At 35.8% G+C, this 23,100-nt stretch carries 23 protein-coding genes and 1 other annotated feature; of the genes, 11 read left to right on the top strand and 12 right to left on the bottom strand.

The window, feature by feature from the left end:
• Nucleotides 1-95 precede the first annotated feature (95 nt).
• A complete protein-coding gene (locus tag HXV90_RS13885; RefSeq protein ID WP_269897442.1) occupies nt 96-1,700 on the bottom strand; it encodes a M20/M25/M40 family metallo-hydrolase in 1,605 nt (534 codons plus the stop codon).
• Nucleotides 1,701-2,136: 436 nt separating this feature from the next.
• Here HXV90_RS13885 and HXV90_RS13880 point away from each other — a divergent pair, with 436 nt between their 5' ends.
• Entirely contained in the window at nt 2,137-2,865 is a 729-nt protein-coding gene (locus HXV90_RS13880) for an IclR family transcriptional regulator (protein ID WP_054549035.1), read from the top strand.
• Nucleotides 2,866-2,945: 80 nt separating this feature from the next.
• Here the strand turns inward: HXV90_RS13880 and HXV90_RS13875 are convergent, their stop codons facing one another.
• Together HXV90_RS13875 and HXV90_RS13870 are read right to left on the bottom strand one after the other, a co-directional pair.
• Nucleotides 2,946-4,190, bottom strand: a complete 1,245-nt coding sequence (locus tag HXV90_RS13875) for an MFS transporter (protein WP_048393177.1) — start codon at nt 4,188-4,190, stop codon at nt 2,946-2,948.
• A gap of 66 nt (nt 4,191-4,256) precedes the next feature.
• Nucleotides 4,257-4,521 (bottom strand) — a binding site (T-box leader).
• A gap of 52 nt (nt 4,522-4,573) precedes the next feature.
• Nucleotides 4,574-5,197: an alpha/beta hydrolase gene (locus tag HXV90_RS13870; protein WP_048393179.1), complete on the bottom strand. Its 624-nt coding sequence runs from the start codon at nt 5,195-5,197 to the stop codon at nt 4,574-4,576.
• A gap of 64 nt (nt 5,198-5,261) precedes the next feature.
• Between HXV90_RS13870 and HXV90_RS13865 the strand changes: the two genes are divergently transcribed.
• Nucleotides 5,262-6,230 (top strand): quinone oxidoreductase family protein, encoded by a 969-nt coding sequence (locus HXV90_RS13865; RefSeq protein WP_269897441.1) that lies wholly within the window; start codon nt 5,262-5,264, stop codon nt 6,228-6,230.
• Nucleotides 6,231-6,277: 47 nt separating this feature from the next.
• Here the strand turns inward: HXV90_RS13865 and HXV90_RS13860 are convergent, their stop codons facing one another.
• Nucleotides 6,278-7,084 carry an EcsC family protein gene (locus HXV90_RS13860; protein WP_257961707.1) on the bottom strand — a complete coding sequence of 269 codons (807 nt, stop codon included), beginning with the start codon at nt 7,082-7,084 and terminating at the stop codon, nt 6,278-6,280.
• Nucleotides 7,085-7,189: 105 nt separating this feature from the next.
• On the bottom strand, nt 7,190-8,551 hold the full coding sequence (gene pdxR / locus HXV90_RS13855) for a MocR-like pyridoxine biosynthesis transcription factor PdxR (RefSeq protein ID WP_048393185.1): 1,362 nt from the start codon (nt 8,549-8,551) through the stop codon (nt 7,190-7,192).
• A 98-nt stretch (nt 8,552-8,649) separates the two neighbouring features.
• Between pdxR and HXV90_RS13850 the strand changes: the two genes are divergently transcribed.
• Together HXV90_RS13850 and ldmS are read left to right on the top strand one after the other, a co-directional pair.
• On the top strand, nt 8,650-9,237 hold the full coding sequence (locus tag HXV90_RS13850; protein ID WP_066038404.1) for a GNAT family N-acetyltransferase: 588 nt from the start codon (nt 8,650-8,652) through the stop codon (nt 9,235-9,237).
• A gap of 115 nt (nt 9,238-9,352) precedes the next feature.
• Nucleotides 9,353-10,525 (top strand): L-aspartate--L-methionine ligase LdmS, encoded by a 1,173-nt coding sequence (gene ldmS / locus HXV90_RS13845; protein ID WP_016991600.1) that lies wholly within the window; start codon nt 9,353-9,355, stop codon nt 10,523-10,525.
• Here the strand turns inward: ldmS and HXV90_RS13840 are convergent.
• The 4 genes from HXV90_RS13840 to HXV90_RS13825 form a co-directional block, all read right to left on the bottom strand.
• On the bottom strand, nt 10,522-11,229 hold the full coding sequence (locus tag HXV90_RS13840) for an ABC transporter permease (protein ID WP_048393188.1): 708 nt from the start codon (nt 11,227-11,229) through the stop codon (nt 10,522-10,524). The two genes, ldmS and HXV90_RS13840, sit on opposite strands and share 4 nt — an antisense overlap.
• Nucleotides 11,226-12,074: an ABC transporter ATP-binding protein gene (locus HXV90_RS13835; protein ID WP_269897440.1), complete on the bottom strand. Its 849-nt coding sequence runs from the start codon at nt 12,072-12,074 to the stop codon at nt 11,226-11,228. Before HXV90_RS13835 ends, HXV90_RS13840 begins: the two co-directional genes overlap by 4 nt.
• Nucleotides 12,075-12,219: 145 nt before the next feature.
• Nucleotides 12,220-13,176, bottom strand: a complete 957-nt coding sequence (locus HXV90_RS13830; RefSeq protein ID WP_066038407.1) for a LytTR family transcriptional regulator DNA-binding domain-containing protein — start codon at nt 13,174-13,176, stop codon at nt 12,220-12,222.
• Between the two features lie 11 nt (nt 13,177-13,187).
• Nucleotides 13,188-13,766: a dienelactone hydrolase family protein gene (locus HXV90_RS13825; RefSeq protein ID WP_054549041.1), complete on the bottom strand. Its 579-nt coding sequence runs from the start codon at nt 13,764-13,766 to the stop codon at nt 13,188-13,190.
• A 355-nt stretch (nt 13,767-14,121) separates the two neighbouring features.
• On the opposite strand from HXV90_RS13825, the gene HXV90_RS13820 reads away from it, so the two are divergent.
• From HXV90_RS13820 to HXV90_RS13810, 3 genes are all read left to right on the top strand, one after another.
• Nucleotides 14,122-15,171, top strand: a complete 1,050-nt coding sequence (locus HXV90_RS13820) for an NAD(P)/FAD-dependent oxidoreductase (protein WP_066038409.1) — start codon at nt 14,122-14,124, stop codon at nt 15,169-15,171.
• A gap of 421 nt (nt 15,172-15,592) precedes the next feature.
• Complete coding sequence (locus tag HXV90_RS13815) at nt 15,593-17,107, top strand: DEAD/DEAH box helicase (RefSeq protein WP_048393198.1); 1,515 nt, start codon at nt 15,593-15,595, stop codon at nt 17,105-17,107.
• 17 nt (nt 17,108-17,124) lie between these two features.
• Nucleotides 17,125-17,904, top strand: coding sequence for a YqhG family protein (locus HXV90_RS13810; protein WP_048393200.1), 780 nt, complete (start codon nt 17,125-17,127; stop codon nt 17,902-17,904).
• Between the two features lie 40 nt (nt 17,905-17,944).
• Here HXV90_RS13810 and HXV90_RS13805 read toward each other — a convergent pair whose 3' ends face one another.
• Complete coding sequence (locus HXV90_RS13805; protein WP_269897439.1) at nt 17,945-18,265, bottom strand: ArsR/SmtB family transcription factor; 321 nt, start codon at nt 18,263-18,265, stop codon at nt 17,945-17,947.
• Complete coding sequence (locus tag HXV90_RS13800) at nt 18,265-18,687, bottom strand: SRPBCC family protein (RefSeq protein ID WP_048393204.1); 423 nt, start codon at nt 18,685-18,687, stop codon at nt 18,265-18,267. Before HXV90_RS13800 ends, HXV90_RS13805 begins: the two co-directional genes overlap by 1 nt.
• 192 nt (nt 18,688-18,879) lie before the next feature.
• Here HXV90_RS13800 and HXV90_RS13795 point away from each other — a divergent pair, with 192 nt between their 5' ends.
• A complete protein-coding gene (locus HXV90_RS13795) occupies nt 18,880-19,518 on the top strand; it encodes a LysE family translocator (RefSeq protein WP_066038411.1) in 639 nt (212 codons plus the stop codon).
• 275 nt (nt 19,519-19,793) lie between these two features.
• Here HXV90_RS13795 and HXV90_RS13790 read toward each other — a convergent pair whose 3' ends face one another.
• The gene (locus HXV90_RS13790; RefSeq protein WP_054549044.1) at nt 19,794-20,477 is read right to left on the bottom strand and encodes a hypothetical protein; all 684 of its coding nucleotides are present in this window, start codon (nt 20,475-20,477) and stop codon (nt 19,794-19,796) included.
• A 241-nt stretch (nt 20,478-20,718) separates the two neighbouring features.
• On the opposite strand from HXV90_RS13790, the gene HXV90_RS13785 reads away from it, so the two are divergent.
• The 3 genes from HXV90_RS13785 to HXV90_RS13775 all read left to right on the top strand — a co-directional run bounded on the left by HXV90_RS13785 (nt 20,719) and on the right by HXV90_RS13775 (nt 23,056).
• Nucleotides 20,719-21,627 (top strand): LysR family transcriptional regulator, encoded by a 909-nt coding sequence (locus HXV90_RS13785; RefSeq protein WP_054549045.1) that lies wholly within the window; start codon nt 20,719-20,721, stop codon nt 21,625-21,627.
• Nucleotides 21,628-21,710: 83 nt separating this feature from the next.
• Nucleotides 21,711-22,418: a CoA transferase subunit A gene (locus HXV90_RS13780; protein ID WP_054549046.1), complete on the top strand. Its 708-nt coding sequence runs from the start codon at nt 21,711-21,713 to the stop codon at nt 22,416-22,418.
• A complete protein-coding gene (locus tag HXV90_RS13775; RefSeq protein WP_269897438.1) occupies nt 22,415-23,056 on the top strand; it encodes a 3-oxoacid CoA-transferase subunit B in 642 nt (213 codons plus the stop codon). Before HXV90_RS13780 ends, HXV90_RS13775 begins: the two co-directional genes overlap by 4 nt.
• The last annotated feature ends 44 nt before the right edge of the window (nt 23,057-23,100 follow it).

Below are 23,100 nucleotides of genomic sequence, written 5' to 3'. Positions count from 1 at the left end.
AACCTCTTTCTATTTTGTACTGTGTCATCTTAGATTATTAGGTAACAATTTAAATGAGAGGATATGAAAGCTATTTTGAATGAAGTTTCTTTTATTTAAAATAAACTTTTAATCAATGTATCAATCATAACAGGCATCTCTTTAAACGCACTATCCACATGCAATCGCTCTGTTTTTTGATGGGCATCCTTACCAAATGGACCGACATTTAAGACAGGACCTTGTAATGCCGCCATCTCTTTGAATGGAATATGATACGTATCGCCCCATACAGGTGTGTTCCGTTCAAATGCTAGCCACTCATTGGATACATCTGAATAGTTGACATAGCTTAAATCACAGATTCCGTTAAAGTAGTGGATCTGCTCCACCTGAATATCAAATGTTTGAGCTGTTTGCTTCATTAATTCAATCGACTGTTTCACTAATGGATGGTTGGATGAATTAATGGCTGGATAGTAAGGTGGTGCATATAACAGAACTGTGGCAGGTGCTAATTCCTGACAGCGAATCATGAGCTGATCCACAATACGAATGGATTTTTCACGATCATCCCATGCAGGATGCTGCTGAACCTGGTGCTTAATCGCTTGTACTTCCTCAGCTCCTAACTTATGGATCGCATGCTCCAATAATGCCTCGTAGCGTAAGACCTTTACCTTGCCCACACCCTGAACATTTTCGCGTGTACAAATGTCCTGATAGTGCGCATTGCAAGCAGCCATTGCCTGTAACGCAACTTCCTCAAAAATAGCCATCACCTCAGCCGCTGTACGTTTTAACAAAAAGACATTGTAAAGTGCCGCCGCACGGTATGGTGTTTGTGTAGAATACTCCATTTTTAAATCTTTTAATTGTAGAGAGACGGGTAGTGGTGTGCTTTCGCCTAAATCTGTTTCACGGAAAAGGGGATTCCACTCCATATGCTGTGTCATATAGGAAGCGATAAAGGGAGCCGTCATCCCTTTTAATGGCTCACCAACATGTGTCTCTTTTCCGTAGAACAAAGCAGCAGGCATGATTTTACCAATTGTACCTGAATAAATATATTCATTCGTATCCGAAGGCCCTTGTGAAAACGATGGCTCACTATTTAAAAATAATTTATAGGTTAAGCCATGCTGTTCCCGCAGTCTCACCAGTTCCACAACAGCCGCTCTCATACCAGCAGAGTTGACTTCCTCATCAGGAACCGTAGTTAAAATTAAATTAATCGGCCATTGCTCAAAGCTTGCCTTTTCAATCAACTGCATGTGTAAGGCAAGACCCATTTTCATATCCATTGTGCCGCGTCCAAATAAATAATTCCCAGACGCCAAATCAATGCGAGCTGCCTCTGGTAAATCTTTTAGGTATTTAGGTTCCATTAGCTTTTTCGTTAGTTCTTCTGGAGAAAAGGCTAACGGCTCTAGTTCACCATATTCCTCTGTATGCACGGTATCGAAGTGACTGATTAACACAACGGTTTCAGTTGCGGTTGGATGCTTATAGAAGGCTGTCACTGCATTTCTGCCAAGTCCTGCATCATGTAATTCAATCAAGTCTGGGTGCTTTTCAAAATATGGAAGCATTAACAATTTATCTTTTAGTCGAAAGGCAAATTTATTTTCACCCTCCGTTAATGTACGGCTTTCCCAGCTCACAAGTTCACATAATAGGGCACGTAGTTTTTCGGGTGTATCCCACATAAAAGTATTCATGATTTTTTCTCCTTTTATAGAAAAATTTTTTATTTTCAAGATGATATAAATAGATAATTAGTAGAGAAATACATATTTTTACTGTTACATATTTTTCACTATATGAAATTAAATCTACATAGTGGAATATAAATTCATCGTAAATGCAAAACAACAAATTGTCAATTTGGATTTTTATGAATACTCGTAATTTTCTGCGCTAATTGAGTGGAACTATGTATATATTTCATGTAGCATCTATTTATATGCATAAAAATTAGTTAAAATAAAATGAAACTACATTTAAAAGCAGGGCTACATGTAAAAAATTGAAGGTACATAAAAATTTGATAATTTGCATGAATTTTAATTTCATAATGATCCTAGTAAAAGCTAAATGGATCTATAAAAACCTTAAGATAGTGATCATATGGGGAAATGAAAGGGAGTAATTGTAATGATTCAATCAATCGAAAGAGCAATGTTAGTTATAAATATACTGGCGAAGCATCCGAAGCGTTTTTTTACTGTGCAAGAAATTTTTAATGAAACAGACTTGCCTACTAGCACAATTTACAGATTATTATATACATTAGAAAGTTTTGATTTAGTAGAGAGAAATGAGAATAAAAAAGAATTTCGATTGGGGTATACATGGCTGCAACTTGGCATGAAAATGTATCATGAGACGGATATTAGAGAAAAAGCGCATCCTCTATTAGAAAACCTTGCATATAATGTTCGAGAAACAATCTATTTAAGTATTGCTAAACAGTTTGCATCCATTATTATTGATCGAATTGATAGTCCTAAAAATGTCCGTATTATTGATATGATTGGTGAAAAAATTCCATATCCTATAGGAGCTCCAAATAAAGTATTACTTGCGTTTTCTAAAAGCGATGTACAGCAACAATTTTTCCAACAACTTGAGGAGCCTGAGAAAGAAAAATTGATAGAGAGCCTCAATGAGGTAAGAGAAAAAGGCTTTGCCATAAGCGTTGGAGAAAAAACAAAGGGGACAGTATCCATAGCAGCACCTATATTTGATTCAAATAAACAAATAATTGCAGCCATTAGTGCAGAGTGCTTTGAATATGATACAGATGCTGAAAAATTAGAAAGTATAACACAGGAAGTCCTTAAAACTGCACAGCAGCTATCCTTTGAATTAGGGTATATATAAAATTGCTTATTTCGATAAAAACCATCTGATGTCAGTAATTAGTAGACATTAGATGGTTAATTTTTATATGAAAAGTGAGATTACTGTTGCTTGCTACTTATCAACCTTTTATAATAGTGGCTTTTCGAAGGTTTTATATTTAGCCATAGTAGAATGACAGCTACAAATGCCATCATAAAGGATGCACTAATGACAACTGAGCGTATAGTAATCCATTCAGCGAAAATCCCAAAAATAGTAGTAAAAATAATAATAAAAAGTGCTTCAAAAAATCCATAAATACTTCCTATACGACCCATGCTCTCAGAGGGAATATTATTTTGATAAAATGTATAAAATCCTGTATTCGCAAAGGCAGTTGCAAAGGATAATACAAAGCAACCTATAGCAGCTATAAGAAAGGAAAAGGATGAGGTAAATATTAAATAGCCCAGTGCTGTTACGAGAGACCCCATACCTATTAACCAAGAAGTTGGTATTTTTTCAACAATAACAGAGTTGGTTAGCGAGCCAAATAAAACACCTACCCCTGCGATACTGACTAAAATCCCATATTCTCCTTCGGATAAAGCTAATATCTGTGTTGCAAAGGCAGCCTCCAAAGAATCAGTAGCTGTCATCAAGATGATGATAGCACTAAACAACAAATAGACTACCATAACATAGGAATTTTTTAAGCTAAAGCGTATGACCATTTGCCAATCCAGAAGCAATACTCGAAAAAGGGATGCTTTTTCTGTACGATTAATAAATTTTTCAAGGGCTTCAATGTTCGGCATTTTGAACGTTATACAGGCTGATAGAAATAAAGCAATCGCGTTTAAATATATGGCCATATAGGGTGTTCCGACTGTGAACAAGAAACCTGCGATTGCTGGTCCAGTTAGAAATGCACCAGAGTCGAGTAAGCTGCGTAATGCATTAAAACGTTTCCTTTGTTCGACAGGAATTAACTTAGTGATATAAGTCATAGATGTCGGCTGATACATAGAGCTAGCTACTGTAATGAGAAAAACAAGGACATACATCCACAAGAGGCTAGAAAAGCAGGGGAGTATGACAATGAGTATAGATTGAACCAAATTTAGAAAAATCATTAGCTTTTTCTTATTAAAACGATCGATTAGGCTTCCTGACCAAAAATTAGTGAACAAGGAAGAGATCGCTCTTACAATATACAATCCAGAGACAGCCAGAGCAGATTCTGTGAGGTTTAACACAATTAAATTTAAGGCGATAAAATAAATCCATTCGCCAACACTTGAAACACCAATACTACATAATAGGATGGCAGGATAACGCCAGCTTTCTAAAGCTTTTCTCATATAAATTCCTCCTTAAGCAAAGTGACGATTTGCAAAATAAAAAACCCCACCTCCAAGACGATTAGTCTTAGGGACGAGGTTGTAGAATTTATATACTCACGTGGTGCCACCCTAGTTCACTATTATGTCACCATAATAGCCTTTTCAGTACGGCATAGAGCCTATGCTTATACTGTAACTCTATAACGGGAGTTCCCGTCGCACCATCATTCAAAAAAAATCCAATGCGCTACTCCGAGGCTTGTTTCAATAATTCGTTCTTACTCGTTTTCAGCAATCCGAGCTCTCTGGGAAGAACAGCCTTATTTACTCTTCTCTTCAATGTATTTTTGCTAGTGTAGCATATGTACACGATTTTGGTAAATAGTACTATAAAAATATTACTAATTATTTTGTAGGAAGATTTTTAATTGTGTTATCAGCGATTGGCAGTGCTGTATGGATAAAACAGCATTCAAAGGAATTTCAAGTGAATGATTAAGGTCCTCAAAAACAGCAAGCTGAAGGGTAGCAAGTTGCGCTAGCTTCTCCTGTGAATAATGAGGGTCCGCTGTACCAATTGCCAAAAATGCATGTTTGTCTAATAGATTTGTCATTGTATGTTGAAGAGAAAGTAATGGGGTGAAAAGTACATAACGAGCAGGAATAGAAGGAGTCTGCTGCATATAATAATCGACAATAGGCATAGTACCTAAAGATTTTCCTAGATAAACGACTTCTCTATAAGGCTTTGATTGCAAGCTATTTTCTACAATAGGGTTGGCAACACGATAGACCATTTTTGATATGGCTTGGGAGTCCTGTTCGAATTGCTGTTGCTCAAATGTATAATTGATTTGGACGACATCATAGCCAAGTTCTAACAGTAATGCCGTAGAATAATAAAGTATAGGTTTATCATAGGTATAGCCCGTGCCAGAGAGCATAAAACATACCTTATCGCTTGTTCCATCAAAAAAATTGTAGGATATACCATTGTACATGGCGTGCTTAGGTTTGATTTTCATGAATATTCCTCCATCATTTCTATATATAGTATATAATTTTACCATAGCAAGGAGGGAGAAATTTATGAAGGCTATTATTATCAATGAATTTGGTACATCGGATGTTTTAACTTTTATTGATTGTCCAAAACCGACTATTTCTGAGGGTGAAGTCTTAATAAGGACAACCCATACAAGCGTAAATTTTGCAGATATTAAAAATCGCACAGGTAATAAAGCTAAAGCAAATTTTCCGATGGTTCTTGGTTTAGATGTTGCAGGGGTAATTGAAGAAGTTTTTAATGATAGCAGTGGTTTTCAAAAGGGTGACCAAGTTATCGCATTCCCGAAAAACGGTGCTTATGCAGAATTTGTAGTAGCAAAGGAACAACTAGTTTTTAAAATTCCTAGTGGGGTACCAATCGAGAAGGTAGCAGCTGTACCGACAGTTTTATTTTTATCATATATGTTAACACATCAAATAGCGGCCATTGGTCAGCAGGATGCCGTCTTAATTCATGCTGCTTCTGGTGGGGTAGGGACAATGCTTGTCCAAATGGCCAAAAGGCTCGGAGCTAAACAGATTATAGGTACGGTGAGTAATTTAGAAAAAGCCCCAATTGTTTATGAGCTTGGTGCGGATCATGTACTTACATATGATCAATTTAGTACAAATGTCAATGAACTTACAAAGGGTCAGGGTGTTGATATTGTGTACGATTCTATTGCAGGAGCTATCACCGAGGAGAGTTTAACTTGTTTAGCGCCTTATGGCACTCTTGTCCAATTCGGGAATAGTGGAGGAAGAGTAGGAAATATAAAAACAGCAGATTTACACAATAGCTGCCGCAATATAAAAGGATTTAGCTTAGGTACGACAAGAGCTTTGAAGCCAGAACTGTTACAACAGGTGGCGCAGGATATTTTCTCTTTAGTAAACGAAGACAGTTTTCAGGTGCCAATTGCTAAAATATTTGCCTTAGAGGAAATGAAAAAGGCTCATGAATTTATGGAAAGTCGTCAGCACCAAGGAAAAATACTTATTAAAATATAAAGCACAAAAAAGATGACACCCATATTTGGAGTGTCATCTTTTGTCGATCAACAATCTAGTTCAGTAAGTTTTTCATAAATACGTCTTTTACGATAAAGCATAATACCAGTTTCGGCTACATCCTGAATCATGCCTTTATTAGCATAGGCTCCAAAAACCATCCCTGCGATAGGGATCATTTGAAACAGCTTTTTCCAGCCTAGCTGATCACGGTATGTGTAAAATACCTCCTGCCATCCTTGAAGCTGAGAAATCATGTTATCTGAAGCCTTTTTTGAGCTATTCATAGTAGAAAGTTCCTGTAAGATTGCTTCTTTACCAACAATATCAGCAGAGGTAAATTGTAGACATTTTACAATAAAAATACGTTCCATTTTATCGTTCGGATCATAGCCATGAATAATTGCTATTTCTTGCAAAGTTTTTAGTGCAGTCCCTAAAATCATTGGAATATCAATAGCTAAAGTAAAGATGCCTCCAAAGCCAGTAGAGGCTCCTTGTACAGTAGCAAATTTCACACGTTCATTTTGTAATTTGTCACTGAGGGAGATCATGTCCTCTAAAGGAATCTGACCAATATCAGATATAGTTATAATATGCTGAGTGGAAGAATGGTCACGAATTTTTTGTATCATGGCTTTTTCATTGATTAAATACTTTCCACCGGACTGAATATAATTGCCTAGTTCATCTACCAATAAAGCAATTTTATTTTGGAGAAAGGCAGGTGTCATTTTATCTAATAATTTAAATGGTATTCTCCCTAATTTCTCCCAAAACCATAAATCTTTTTGATCTTTTTCCCACACTTGAATCTCTTGTAAATGCTGCTCTAATAACTCTCGATTCTCCATTATTGTCTTATCCCCTTATGTGTCCATTTAACTTTAAATACGAAAAAAACTATATAAAGTTTCGCTTTATTTAAATGAGATTTCGACAAACTAATGAATCACATGCTATTGCCAAACGGACGCAAGGAGTGCAATTCCTTCATTTATTTGCTGAAGTGTCAGTCCACCATACCCTATAATGATCATGGTTTCATTTGTTCCATTCTGATAGGAGGTAGAGCATGGATAGACTTGAACCCCTACCTCTTGAGCAAGCTGGATCGCTCTACTCTCGGTGAGATGTTGTGGTAGCTTGATGACTATATGAAGTCCGGATTTTTCACCGATTACTTGAAATTCATTTGAAAAATGTGAAGAGATGGCGGTCAATAATGCTTGTTGTTTTTTACGATAGATTGTTCGCATTTTTGCCAAATGCTTATCGAATAGACCTTGTGCAAGAAAGTCTGCTAAGACAAGTTGGTCTACTTTGGAGACAACCGATTTTTGCTCAGAATGAAAAGTCATAAACGGCACTACTAAAGACTTTGGAAGGATCATATAACTAATGCGTAAGGATGGAAGCAATGTTTTTGAAAATGTTCCGAAATAAATGACACGCTGAAGCTGATCCATTTTTGCTAAAGACGGGATTGGTAGCCCCTTATAACGAAATTCGGAATCATAATCATCTTCAATAATAAGCCCCGCGTTCGAGTTAGCCCATTGTAACAATGCCACTCTTCTTTCTATGGTCATAATCATGCCTAATGGAAATTGATGAGCAGGTGTTGTGTATAACATGTGAATTGGTGTTGCAGGGAGTGTAACCCCTGAATAGTCCACAGGAATCGCCTCTGTGGACAATCCACATTGCTGTAAAACGGCACGCACTCTTTTAAATCCTGGCTCCTCTAACCCAACGCGTATCGCAGACCCAAGAAAATGACAAAGAGCCTGAAGCTGGCTTTGTGTACCACTGTATATAAATACCTGTGAAGCATCACAGCTAACCCCACGAGAACGCTCTACATAGCGGGCAATCTCTGTGCGTAAAGTTGTCTCTCCCTCCCAAGGGCTTGTTGATAAGTTGTTACTATTAAAATGCTTTTTTATAAGCTTGTGCCAAGCAGCATAGGGAAAAGCCTCGTTATCCACATGTCCATTTGTAAAATCAAATTGTATATTGTTAGGGATATTGTTACTTGGAACAGATACATGCCGGGGTACTTGCTGTAGCCAATCAAATTCAAAGGGCGCAATAAAATAACCAGAACGCTCTTTACTATAAATATAGCCTTCTGCAAGTAACTGCTCATAGGCTTCCTTTATGGTGTGTACACTCACATTCAATGTTAGGGCGAGAGCTCGTTTAGAAGGCAGTTGTTCATGAGCAAGTAATTTTTTAGTAATAATCTTATGCTTTATTTCTTCATAGATTTGAATGTATTTCGCTAGATTGCCTGTAAATATAATGGAGAGCTCCAGATAATTTCCTCCTCCTCTGGTATGGTTGATTTTTTAGTAATTGGTTATATATATCATATCAATTTTACCGTTAAATAAGTAAAAAGGAGTGAAGTGTAATGGAATTTATAACATTAGAAAATGAAGTGGTTAAACTAAAGCCTTTAGAATTGAGCGATTTACCAGGAATTTTAGAGACAGGAAGTTATCCAGAAATTTGGTCACATATGTCCACAACCATAGAAAAAAAGGAAGATGTGAATAAATTTGTGGAAAACGCATTAAAGGCAAAAAACGAAAAAACAGAATTTCCATTTGTGATTGTGGATAAACAATCAGGGGACATTATCGGGTCTACACGTTTTATGGATATTGATGACAAGCATCAGCGATTAGAAATTGGCTATACATGGCTAACACCCGCATACTGGCGTACAGCTATTAATACTAATTGTAAGTATTTGCTATTACGATACTCTTTTGAGCATCTTCATTTACAACGTGTACAAATAAAAACGGATCATGAAAATATTCGTTCTCAACAGGCAATTGAGCGAATTGGTGCTACAAAAGAGGGAATATTGCGTAACCATATGATTCGCAAAGATGGGACAACTAGGCATACCGTTATGTATAGCATTACAATAGAAGAATGGCCACAGGTGAAAAAGCATTTAGAAAGTCTACTAGTGCAATTGGGATGTTAATAGGTATAAAAAGGGATTTATATAACCCGTAAAACCCTTTTTTCTTATAAAAAGTGTCAAAAAATAAAGGGGAGGGTAGAGTAGAGTACCGAAAAATTGAAAGAGGGTAATCTACTTGAAACCTAAATACACGTTAAGACAAATTTATGGTGATAATGCTGTGTATACACCAAGAACACCGTATAGCGATAATCCGTGGATGATGGATGATCCTCATAAGCTAGATGCTTTAACCTCAAGAGAAGTTGCTATTGCTGATATCCCCGTGCTAGTACATCGAGCAACACAAACAGAAAAGGCGCAAGAGCTTCATCAATTAGCAGGATTACCATGGGTAGAACAGCCTTATAGCTATGAGACTCAAGAGGAATATCTGGCACAGATCCAAACATGGTGTAAGGAAGGGAAGACCATTGTATGTCAATATATACACGACCTGGAGCATATGGATCGTCAATGTTATTGGATGGATGCGGAGAAATTTAATGAGTTGAATACAAAAGCTTATATTGATCATTTAATCGATAGTAAATATGTGCCAAGTCGTCTAAATGTGGAGACGTATAGACTTTCAGATGCCATTAAAAATTGGCAGCCCCCTGTAGTATTAAAGCCTGGTGATGATTCGCCAACCTCGGGAGGATATGGCGTTACCATTTGTCATAATAAAGATGAATTAACGGAAGGTTTACGACAATTTCGCATGACAGGAACTGAAAGTATAATTATTGAGGAGCTTTTACAGACAAAGGACAACTATAGCTGTCAATTTGTTTACTCAGAGGAGCTAGGGATTCAATACTTAGGAGCTTCCCAGCAAATTACGGATGATAACGGCATTTACGAAGGGAATATCATTGTAGATAAAGTACCCGAAAAAGTAATTGAAGTAGGAAAGCATATTATGGAACGTGGCGTTGAGGAAGGCTTTGTCGGTGTGGCAGGCTTTGATTTAATTGTCACGGAAGCTGGTGATGTTCAAGCAATAGACTTAAATTTCCGCCAAAATGGTTCAACCTCAATGCTGATGTTTCATGATGCTTTAGGAAAGCCCATCAATAAATTTAGCTCCTATTCATCACAAAGCCCACAACAGAATGATCATTTCTATCAAACAATTAAGAAATATATAGAAAAGGGTATGTTATTTCCTTTATCTTTCTATGATGGTGATTATTTTGAGGAGTCCGTCCCTTCAAGATTTGTCGGTGTATGGTATGCAGATACGTTAGAGGAAATTGAAAAACGGGAGAAGGAATTATTACCTGAAGAAAAGAATGGTCTTTAATCGACCATTCTTTTTTTATAGATAATTGCTGCGAAAATCCAAGAAAGAAGAGACCATACAATTATCGTAATCATAGGAATAAGAACATCTGCCATAGAATACTTACCTTCTAACGCCTCTGCTAAAAGTAATAACTGTGAGCTTGGTAGCCATTCAGCTAATTTTAAGATTGGGTATGCCGAAGATAGAGCTAAGGCCAGAGGACCAAATGAGAAGATAACCATTACAGGCAACACAATAATAGATGCTTCCATAATAGATTTAGCAAATAAACCACATATTGTACCTAGAGCAATATAAAACACAGCAGAAAGCAATAATGCAATTGCTAAGATAAAAAGGTTTGCAGGTTCGTAGCCAACTAGAAAAATAGCCATTGTTACAGATACAATTGTAACAATTAGAACAAACAGGCTTTTACCAATTAAAATATCTCCAAGTGAGGCAGGGGAGAGCATAAGACTGCGAAGAGTGTTTTTTTCCTTTTCTTCTGCAATTAAACTACATTGTACGTAAGTAGTCACTATGGAAAATGTCATGTTAATTGGTAGAAAATACATGCTAATAGTATTTGCACCTAATTGATTATATAAAAACGCCATTATAAGTGGTAGTAATACCATAGTTGATACGGCATAGTTACGTGAGAATTCCTTATAATCCTTCATCAATATAGCTTGAATACGTGTCATTGAAATATTCATACTAAATCACTCCCTGTTATTTGCATAAAAATGTCACCTAGTGTTGGCTCGTTTGTATAGATACGTGTAACTTGATCGGATTGCATCCATTGAAATAACTTCTCTGCATCTTGAGAACCATTTTCTATAATTTCCTGTTCACCATTTTTAAGCTCTACTGTAATAGTGTCAGAGCCAAATTCTTTTTTTAGATCTTTTGGAGCGCCGATTGCTCGGATTTTCCCTTTATGCAGGAAAGCAACACGATCACAAAGTATTTCTGCTTCGCTCATATCGTGTGTTGTTAAAAAAATTGTTGTACCCATAGCATTTAATTTTCGTAAGCCATTATATATATGTTGTGTATTTACTGGGTCCAAAGCAGAAGTAGGCTCATCTAAAAATAATAATTCGGGCTTGTGCATAATTGCACGAGCAAGTGTAACACGTTGAATCATTCCTTTGGAAAGCTGACTGATCTTTTTCTTACGTTCTGCATATAAATTGACAAAGTCCAAAGCTTCTTTTACAGCAGATTGAGATAGCTGATATAAATTACTATAAAGTATTAAATTTTCTTCAATTGATAGTCTCGTATACAAGCCACTATTATCTGTTAAAATACCAAAACGTTTACGATTTTGACTTTGCTTCATTTCAGATGCATGTTGCCCAAATAATAGAACATTACCTGCCGATTTATCTGTTTGTGCGGTTAATATTTTAATTGTAGTAGTTTTACCAGAACCACTTGGGCCAAGAAAGCCGAATATTTCCCCTTTTTTAATGGTAAAGGAAACATCCTGTAATGCTGTTTCATTATTAAAAATTTTTTTCAAATGTTGCACATCAATCACTGCGTTCATGTGTAACCTCCTGTTTGTTGTTGATGTCTACACTATAAACAACAAGGGTAAGGCTCACAGTAAAAATCATGTGAAAGGCAGAAAAAGAACCTTCAATGGAATTTTATTAAAGGTGACAGGAGTCGATTATTTCCTGGGAAATCTACTAAATTCCGAGTATTTCCTTTAAAGTTGCCAATTTATTTTTCGACAGTGGAACAACTGTCTTTTCTGTACTGTTGAGTGCTAAGCTATAGCTATTGCGTGTCCAAGTAATAATCTCTCGAACCTTTTGTAGGTTCACAATATAAGAACGATGGCTTCTAAAAAAGCCGAATGGTGTCAATTTTTGCTCTAACTCATTTAGCGATAGAGTACATGGATAAGCTTCACCTGCTACATAAATAGATACTTCTCCTTCAACACTTTCAATATAATCAATTTCGGGTGGATTAAATAAAATAATCTTTTCATTTTTCTTTGTTGGGATTTTATCTAGTCGAATTGGTGCATCTTCAAGAGGCTTTGGAGCTTGCTCAAGGCTACCCTCTTTTACGTCTAAAGGATGTAAGTCTGCCCCATCTAATCGATGTATAGTTGTACTTGCAACCATTAAGTCTTCTAGATTATTTGATAACAAAATGATAATTTTATGCTCTTTTGCGAGATTTTTTAATAACTGTTGGATAGTTTGCTTTGAAAATTCATCTATATTTTGAAAGGGTTCTTCTAAAATTTGAATAGATGCCGGATGTAGGTACATATTCAATAGTTTTAATCGCTGTTTTTCACTATTAGAAAGCTTACTAATTCTATTGTTTTTTTGTTCAGTAAGTTTAAAAAGCTTCAATATGTTCTCTGTTTCATTAGTTGGGCGGTTAAAAAGCTTTAAAATGAACTGGATATACTCGCGCGCTGTGAGTCGCTCATATAACGAGCTTTCACGAAAAGAAGTATACGTATCATCTCGTTTCATAAACCATTGCATTAATGTATGTATTTTGGAAACATCTGTATAGATGCCTATAATCGTGCCAGGTTGTAGAGAAAGATGGAAGCTTGGATAAATAACATTGCCTGCTTCAATATATGGATCAACCTGAATATCAATATTTTGTTCCACGTTTATTCCTCCTATAGCTTGCTAGCTTGTAAAAAGTATTGAATGTCGTTGAGTGCTTGCGAGTGGCTCAACTGACAGTAGTTTGAGTTAGAGGCATCCATAAAGCCATGTAAGCCTTGAAATTGTTTGATTTGAACATTCGGTATGTTTACAAGAGTATCCTTCAATGATTGAATATCAAAACTATCTTCATGGCTAGGTAAAACAACCAAAGTTGGACAAGATGGAATGTTATCAAGGTATTGGCGGATCCGTGAGCCATATACACAAATGACACGGTGTAGGGGGAGTGTAGTTAATCTCCAGGCTAAAGTTGCACCTACACTATATCCAATTAATATTACCTCGTTGTAGTTTTCACAAGCCTCCAATATTTTTGGGGAAAGCAACTCAAGAGGAGCATCAAAGCCAACTGTCTGTAAGAAAAAGTCATAGGCTTGTTTTTCCTGGTCATATGGAAAGGAAAGCCCTTCTGGATAAAGTGAAATAAGGGAAACGGCAGTGTCCTCATCGCTGTATATTTGTATTTGTTCTTCAATAAAATGATTAACTCCATAGATTTCATGTAATATAAAAATTTTTCTTTTCATTGTGCCCTCGATCTTTTTTCCAATAGTGTATCAAAAAGTAAGTAAAACGTATAATCTGCTTTTAGAATGAATAGTGCAAAAGCATAATGATGAAAATTTTTAGGGACAAATACATAAATTTATTTTTTTACTAATTACATAAATGAAAATATTAATAAAAGGTGACCACATCTGTTATTAATATCATGATTTGTTATAATTTTATTTGATAATGATTATCATTATCGTATAATGGAGTTAAGGAGGATTTTCCCAAGCAATATTTACATTTAGACATTTACGATTGAGCTGTTATGCAGTACGAGCTAGTCCAATTGTTGAGATAGTAATGACCAAATGAAAGGTGTGTTAGGAATTGTTAGAACAAGAATTGTATGATGTAACCATTATTGGTGGTGGGCCAGCGGGTTTATATTCAAGCTTTTATTGTGGTTTACGTGAAATGAAAACCAAGCTAATTGAATCACAACCACAGCTAGGCGGTAAAATTCATGTTTATCCAGAGAAAATGATTTGGGATGTGGGAGGTGTAACGCCTATATCAGGGGGGCAACTAATTAAACAATTAGTTGAGCAAGCCTTAACCTTTAATCCTTCTATTTATACAAATGAAAAAGTGCTGTCCATTGCTAAAAATGAAGATGGTATATTTGTCATCGCAGCAGAGTCAGGGAATATTCATTATTCCAAAACAGTTATCGTTGCTATTGGTGGTGGCATCCTAAATCCTCAAAAAATTGAAATTGAGGGGGCTGAACGCTTTGAAGTATCTAATTTAAATTACACAATTAAATCCTATGAAAAATTTAAAGATAAGGCAGTTATTATTTCTGGTGGTGGTAACACAGCGGTAGACTGGGCATTAGAATTAACGGAGGTAGCATCCAAGGTCTATTTAACTTATCGAAAAGATACATTGTCTGCACATGAGGCTCAAATTACAGAGCTTGCAAATAGTTCGATCGAATGCCATTTCAATTCTGAAATTACTAAGCTGATTGCAGACGATCAAGCAGGAATGATTAAAGCTATTGCTTTAACAAATCATGAAACTGGGACTGTAACAGAAATTCCTGTTGATGAAGTTGTTATTAGTCATGGGTATGTGCGTGATAAAGAATTGTTAGATAATAGTCCATTAGCCATTGAGCGCAAAAATGATTATTTTATCGCTGGTACGATTAATAGTGAATCATCGATCCCAGGCCTTTATGCTGCGGGTGATATTTTGAGCCATGATGGTAAAATTCATTTAATTGCAGCAGCCTTTCATGATGCACTTCATGCAGTGAATAGTGCGAAGAAGTATATTCAACCTGATGCTTCTGAGGGAGGTATCGTTTCCTCACATAATGATATTTTCAAACAACGTAATCGTAAGCTATTACAGGAAAGTTTAAAATAATCGATTTTAGGAGCACTAATATATTATTGGTGTTCCTTTCTTTTTGTCTTGATGTATATTTTAGAAGAAATACTTCTGATGGACTATCAATATAAAAAAGAAAACATAACGCTGATTATGGAGTATATATAAGAAAATTATACAGAGAATATGATTGTCATGGATATCGCGAAACATTTTAATAAAGAGTCTATCTATTAGAGAAAAAAATGTTCGTCAACTCAAAAAATCTAAAATGTACCTGAGAAACTCTCATTTATCATTAAAGAATTTGCTGAAAAAATCTCCAAAACAATTCCGTAAATATATGAATTAACAAATACCTAATGAAAAAATAACTTTCATTAGGTGTTTTTCATCTAGAAATAACATAGCTTTTCCTTTTTTGGACACCCTAAACTAGAAAAAATGACATGGGGTGATGATCATGAAAATAGAAAGGTCGTCCGAGTGGGAAGAGGGCTTTATCGATCGATTAAATCATCTTGAAAAATGGGATAGCTGGACATTGTACAAGATGAACTATGATATTGTGAAAATGAAACTAATTCCTGATTTTACAGGATTGCAGGCTACAAAGTATTTACCTAATTTACAACCTTTGAAACACCAGTTAGAAGCAGCCGAAACAGTTATTGAACGTATGAATGGGAAAGCTATTTTAGCTGATGAGGTGGGGCTAGGTAAAACAATTGAAGCGGGCTTAATCTTAAAGGAATACCTTATTCGAGGTCTTGTGAAAAGAGCATTAATTTTAGCACCTGCTTCTTTAATTAATCAGTGGATTGAAGAGTTAAATATAAAATTTCATATTCCTGCCGTCGCATATAAAAAAAATTGCCCGATAGAGCGCTATGATGTCCTCATTATGAGTATGGATACGGCAAAAAAGAGTCCACATAGAGAGCGCATTTATGAGCAGGATTATGACATGATAATTATTGATGAGGCACATAAATTAAAAAATAATAAAACACAAATTTACGAGTTTGTACAAGGCTTAAAGAAAAAATTCTGCTTATTATTAACTGCCACACCTATTCAAAATGATATCTTTGAATTGTATTATTTAATCTCCTTATTAAAGCCTGGGCATCTTGGTAATTATGATGCCTTCCAATCGGCTTTCTCTGCTAGCAAGCATGATTTAGAACATGATGATTATTTAAAAGAGTTGGTTAATCAGGTAATGGTAAGAAATCGTAGGGAAGATACGGGGATTGATTGGACAAATCGTCGTGTTCAAATTGTACCGATTACATTTACGGACGAAGAAAGAGAAGTTTATGAAATGCTTGGCAACCTTCAAAACACAGGGTCATTTTCATTAATTACGTTGCAAAAAGAAATGTGTAGTAGCAAGGAAGCTACGGCATTAACATTAACGAATATGCTAGATGATCATGTACAACCACAAGAAATTGAAGCAATTATTACTAAATTAATGACCTTGGAAGTGAATTCAAAGGCGGAAAAGACATTGGAAATTGTTAAACAAGCAAATGACAAGGTTATTATTTTTACAGAATATCGTGCTACGCAAATTTATTTACAATGGTATTTACATTCTAATGGCATATCAAGTGTGCTATTTAATGGTAAGTTTAATAAAAGTAAACGAGATTATATGAAGCACCTATTTAAAGAAAGAGCACAGGTGCTCATCGCTACCGAGGCAGGTGGAGAGGGGATAAATCTTCAATTTTGTCATCATGTAATCAACTATGATCTACCTTGGAATCCAATGAAGCTAGAGCAACGTATTGGTCGTGTCCATCGTTTGGGACAGGAGCATGATGTCCATATTTATAATCTTGCCATTGAACATACAATTGAAGAGAAAATCTTGGAATTGCTTCATACAAAAATTGATGTGTTCGAGAAGGTGGTTGGCGATTTAGATGCCATTTTAACAAACTTTAAAGAATCTGTATAAGGTAGGGAGGTGCAGCTATGTATCCACAGCAAGTTCACCACTATTTAAAGGAATTTTTTATGGAGAATGACTGTGCAATTTTAGGAGAAGAGAATCATTATCTAACCGTTCAATTAACGATAGACATAGATAAAAGAATTATGAATAGGCCATTTTATTGGCAATATGTTGAAGCAACGAATAGCGAACCAAACCCAGCCCAAGTAACCTTTATTACAAATCAAACAGCAATGGCTGGTAATTTATTTGGGGAAGCTATTCATTACGGCTCTCCACGTTTAAATCAGATATTTTTAGCTACAAGGGAACTAGGAGCTTATGTTCAGTTGTTTGAAAAAGTGGATCGTGATATGGGGCAGGTTATTTTAACGCCCTGGTTAGGTGTTAACTTTAAAGTTTCTTATTGCTGTGATCGTACAAAAGAAATGCTTTACTCATTTGGCATTAATTTATTGACGGGCGTCATCAAGGAGGGTTTTCATGAAAGGATTTGTTCTTCGGACTTTAACATAGAACCTGAAGAAAATGTATTTCATGTGCAATATATTATTAAGCCTGCCAGAGCACTGGAAAGATTGAAAGCTACAATTGAGTCAATTATTGAGCAGGATGACCATTCCTGGGCAACGGAAGCACAAAAACGATGGCAACGTGATCAACGTGTGTTGGATTATTTTTATGAGGATATAGAGGATAAACCAGAGTGTTATGAAATTGAAAGAAAAGCATTAGAGGAGCAATATGAAGCAAAAATTAAAATAGAAGTCATTAATGGAGGATTATTTTATCTCTTTTAAATGAGGAGCTGTCTGACAAAAAGACAGCTCTTTTTCTGCTTTAATGATCTTCAACCATGCTTTGAAGCTGAGCCAATTTATTATCCCAAAATAAATGAAAGTATTGGAGCCAATCTTCAATCTCCTTTAAACGCTCCCTATGCAACGTATAGATTTTTTCACGACCTTTTTTTTGAGCAGAGATTAGCTCCGCCTGTTCCAATATTTTTAAATGCTTTACAACAGCCGTTCGACTAATCGTAAAATGCTCGGAAATATTGGAAATAGGTCTGTCACTTGCTGCAAGGATCTGTAAAACACTTCTTCTTGTGGGATCAGCAATTGCTTGAAAAACATCATACTTTATGGCTGCTTCAGTCATTAGAATTCAGCAGCCTCTTTTAATTTATGATTAATAATCATTGTCCATCCGTTATCCATATTAGTACGTACGGCTTCAGTAGCAGTGTTTGCTTTAGGAATAATATGTGAAGCTTCCTTCCAGCCACCATGTGTTAAAGTAAATTCAGTATGCTCGCCTACTTCTTTTAACTCAAAAGTTACGAACCAGCCATCTTGATCCCAAGCAAATCGTAGAAAGTGCGGTGCATCTACACGTTCTACTTTACAGGGTGATGGGCCGAACGGTGATTGAATAGTGAATTCGTATCCTTCGATAGGTTGAAAATCATTTGGCATAAACCAAGCAGCTATTTTGTCAGCTGTTGCGACAGTCTCCCAAACTTTTTCGATAGGGGCATTTAATGTAATTGTTTTGACAATATCCTGTAATTTTTCAGTCATGTTCTATTACTCCTTTTTCAACGTTATTAAGTCCACTAGCAGAGGAATCTGTATAAAATATAACCATAGGGTGTTATGAATATATAACACCCTATGGTTATATGTCAACGGAAAAATTTTGTATCTTTCTGTTGGACTTGGCGTATGTTACAATTACTTTTATAATTTTCTGACAGAAAGGGTGGGCGTAATATGGTCAATATATCTGTATTCTTAGTTATGTGCATTTTACTTATTATTTTACCTGGCCCTGATACAGCGATTGCAACAAAAAACACACTGACTGTAAGTAGAAAGGGCGGTTTACAAACAATCATAGGTTCTTGTTGCGGTTTATTAATTCATACTTGTGCGGCTGTTATTGGACTTTCGGCGATTATTGTAAAATCCGCCTATATATTTGCTGTTTTAAAATATGTTGGTGCGGTTTATTTATGTTATTTAGGAATCAAGACCTTGTGGACACTTCGAACAATTCGAACACAATCTCCAGTTGTAGACGATGTAGGAAGTATAGAACACAAATATTCTCACCAATCTTGCTTTAAACAAGGGTTTCTCACAAATGTGACAAATCCAAAGGTCGCAGTATTTTTCCTAACATTTCTCCCTCAATTTGTAGATGGAAATAGTGGAACATTTTTCCCTTTTTTAATAATGGGTCTAATTTACACAGCATTAACAATGCTATGGTTTATCTTCTACGTGTACCTTTTAGATCGAATTAGTGCATTTATGAAAAAGCCATCAACTAAGGCAGTAATTGAAGGATTAACAGGTGCAATATTAATTGCATTTGGCATTAAATTAGCATTAGAAAAAGCTCACTAAAAAATACACACCTTTATAGAGTTATTTTTTACTATAAAGGTGGTGTATTTTTTGTTGGCACTTAATAAGATAAGGTCATTTCTCTTTGAAAAATTTTTATTTAAGTTGGCTTATATTTGTCAGTAGAAGGTTTTTAAGTCTTTCTTGTAAAAATTTTTTCTTTTCTGCACGCTTTTTATAGAGAGAAAAAGATTTTATAACAAATAAAGCTACTAGTATGATGACAATCAATAAAATAAATGAAAATAACATCGTAAAATCCTCTATCCAATTAGTTACATAGAAAGTTCGTTAGTAACAAAAATCTTATTCGTAATAACAAACGTTAATAATATATTTAAAGCAATTAATTTTGGTATGCCTTGTTGCTGAATAATAATGTGAGAAAACTTTAAATTAGCTATACGGTTAGCTAATGTATACTCCTCGGCTCCTGTTACTTGTCTACCATCGGGTGTACACCCTAAAACAAAATGCCCAGCATAAGAATTCTTGAGCACATAGGGATGCATGGATTGATAATGAACTTCCATGATCGTATCTGCTTCAATCATATAATGATGAGTTACTAGGAATTTTTTTAATGCGCCTTTTAGGTCAATGGCAATGGCAGTATCAGCTAGAATTGTCCGGAAATAAACAGGCACGATGTTGGCATGTTTAATATAAGGTTTCACTTCAATGCAAATTTCACCAGAATGTTGTACAAATAGCTGAACAATTGCTTGATGAATTCCATCTGTTAAAGTGACCATGGTATTTCCGAAATGAGCACTTTTAAAGAAAATACTGTCATCAGCAATATAGCCAACAGCAATATGACGATTCTCAATATGTAGCGATTTAGCTTTCACTCCTAAAACTTCCTCACAGTTCTTTAATTCATAAACATGTTGCTGAAATGTAAGACCTAAATAATGCCTATTAACTATTCGATTTTCAAGCAATTGCTTCAACATCTGTTACATCTCCAATCTTTGATAAATTATGACAATATTTATAATTGATTGTAGGTCATATAACTCTCAAAAAACTCTCCAAAAGTCGAAAAGATACGTATAATGGCAGGGGTGAAAATATCTAAATTTTATAGTTCAACACATTGCAAAGGATTAAAAAGAAAGGATGGAGAATTTATTGCTAAAGGGTAGTACTTGTAGATGCTTTTATAACAAATACGAATAAATGGAGAAGATAGTGATGGAATTAAGAGATTTAAAAGCCTTTATGGCTGTTGTTGAGCATAGGAGTTTTACAAAGGCTGCACATGATTCATTTGTATCTCAGCCTTCATTAAGCAAAAGTATCAAAAAATTAGAAGCATCATTACAAGTTGAATTGTTGAACAGATCAACGCGTAATGTAGAACTTACTGATGCAGGTAGTATTGTTTATCATCAAGGACAAAAAATAATGCAGGCTGTCCAAGAACTACATATTTTGCTAGACGATTTATTAAATATTAAGACAGGTGCTATCAAATTAGGGATTCCACCTTTAATTGGAACTTTATTTTTCCCTGAAATCGCTAGGAGATTTCATCAGCTATATCCTGAAGTACATTTAGCGCTTATCGAACGTGGTGCAAAAATGGTAGAAATGCTAGTTGAAAATGGTGATGTTGATATGGGCATCGTTGTATTACCAGTAGACGAAAGGAAGTTTGCTGTTCAATCCTTTATAGAAGACCAGTTTTATGTCTTTATGAATGAATCTCACCCCTATGCACACCAGGAATCCATAGGTTTACAAGATTTAGAAAATGAAACGTTCATTATTTTTGCAGAGGAGTTCACGCTTCACGACTATATAATTAAATCATGTGAAAGTGTTGGCTTTACACCTACAATCGGCTATAAAAGTTCACAGTGGGACTTGATTGTAGAGTTAGTATCCTCCAATTTAGGGGTTACATTGTTACCCCACTCCATTGCAGCTAAGCAAACAAATACCAATGTGAAAATAATTCCATTAAATGATTTTGAAATGCCGTGGCGTTTAGGGATTATTACGAAGAAAAATGCCTATCAATCTTATGCATTAAAACAGTTACTTGAAATGATAGGTAGGAATGGTGAAAATAGATTTATTCGATATAGGAATAAGTAGTATTCTAATTAATTCCTTTACTTGTAAAATAGCAATGATGTAGAATTTTCCTTAATAAACGAGCAATTCAGGGAGGTTTCGAGATGGGGAATGGCAAGGTATGGAGTTCGTTTGAAGAGGCGATTGTGGATATTAAGGATGGAGATACATTAGCTGTAGGTGGCTTCGGGCTATGTGGTATACCCGAAAAATCAATCGCAGCATTAGTGCAGCAGGGAACTAAGGATTTAACCGTTGTCAGTAACAACTGTGGTGTAGATGACTGGGGATTGGGTCTACTATTAGCAAACAAGCAAATAAAAAAAATGGTTGCTTCTTATGTAGGAGAAAATAAGATTTTTGAACAACAATTTTTAAGTGGTGAGCTAGAAGTAGAGTTGACACCGCAAGGAACTCTTGCAGAACGTTTGCGTGCAGGTGGAGCGGGAATTCCTGGTTTTTACACAGCTACAGGGGTTGGCACACCAATTGCTGAAGGAAAAGAAGTGAAGGTTTTTGATGGCAAAGAATATATATTGGAAGAAGGTATCGTTGCTGACTTTGCGCTGGTCAAAGCATGGAAAGCCGATAAGCTAGGAAATTTAGTTTACAGAAAAACATCACGCAATTTTAATCCATTAGCTGCTATGTCAGGGAAAATTACAATAGCTGAAGTGGAGGAAATTGTAGAAGTAGGCGAGCTAGATCCTGATCATATTCATACACCAGGGGTTTTTGTACAACGTGTATTATTAGGTGAAAATTATGAGAAGCGTATTGAGCGTTTAACGGTGAAGAAGGGGGAAGCATGATGGATACAAGACAAAAAATTGTTAACCGAGCAGTAAAAGAAATAGCCAACGGTATGAATGTCAATTTAGGCATAGGTATTCCAACACTTGTTGCGAATGCGATCCCAACCGATTATGACGTACTCTTACAATCCGAAAACGGTCTTCTCGGTATTGGTCCTTATCCAGTAGAAGATGCAATAGATCCTGATTTAATCAATGCAGGTAAAGAAACAGTTACGGCAGTTCCAGGGGCATCCTTCTTTGACAGTGCAGAATCATTTGCGATGATTCGAGGTGGACATATTGACCTTGCCATCTTAGGAGGTATGGAGGTATCTGAAACAGGAGACCTTGCTAACTGGATGATTCCGGGGAAAATGGTGAAGGGCATGGGTGGGGCAATGGACCTTGTCGTTGGTGCAAAGAGAGTGATTGTCGTCATGGAGCATGTGAATAAAAATGGTGAATCTAAAATAAAAAAACAATGTGAACTGCCACTAACGGGTAAAGGTGTCGTACATCGTTTAATTACAGATTTGGCTGTATTTGATTTTACGAAAGAGGGCATGCAACTGATAGAATTAGCAGATGGTGTTTCTTTAGAGGAAGTAAAAGAGAAAACAGCTGCTTCTTTTAGCGTTGCTCTTATCCAATAACTTCAGACTTAGGACTGTTTCCAGCGTTATGGTCTCATTTTACA

Origin of the sequence: Lysinibacillus sp. JK80 (assembly GCF_027557635.1) — a bacterium.
Taxonomy (GTDB): domain Bacteria; phylum Bacillota; class Bacilli; order Bacillales_A; family Planococcaceae; genus Lysinibacillus; species Lysinibacillus capsici.
The sequence above is the reverse complement of the archived record's forward strand: the minus strand, read 5'-3'. Positions and strand labels throughout refer to the sequence as shown.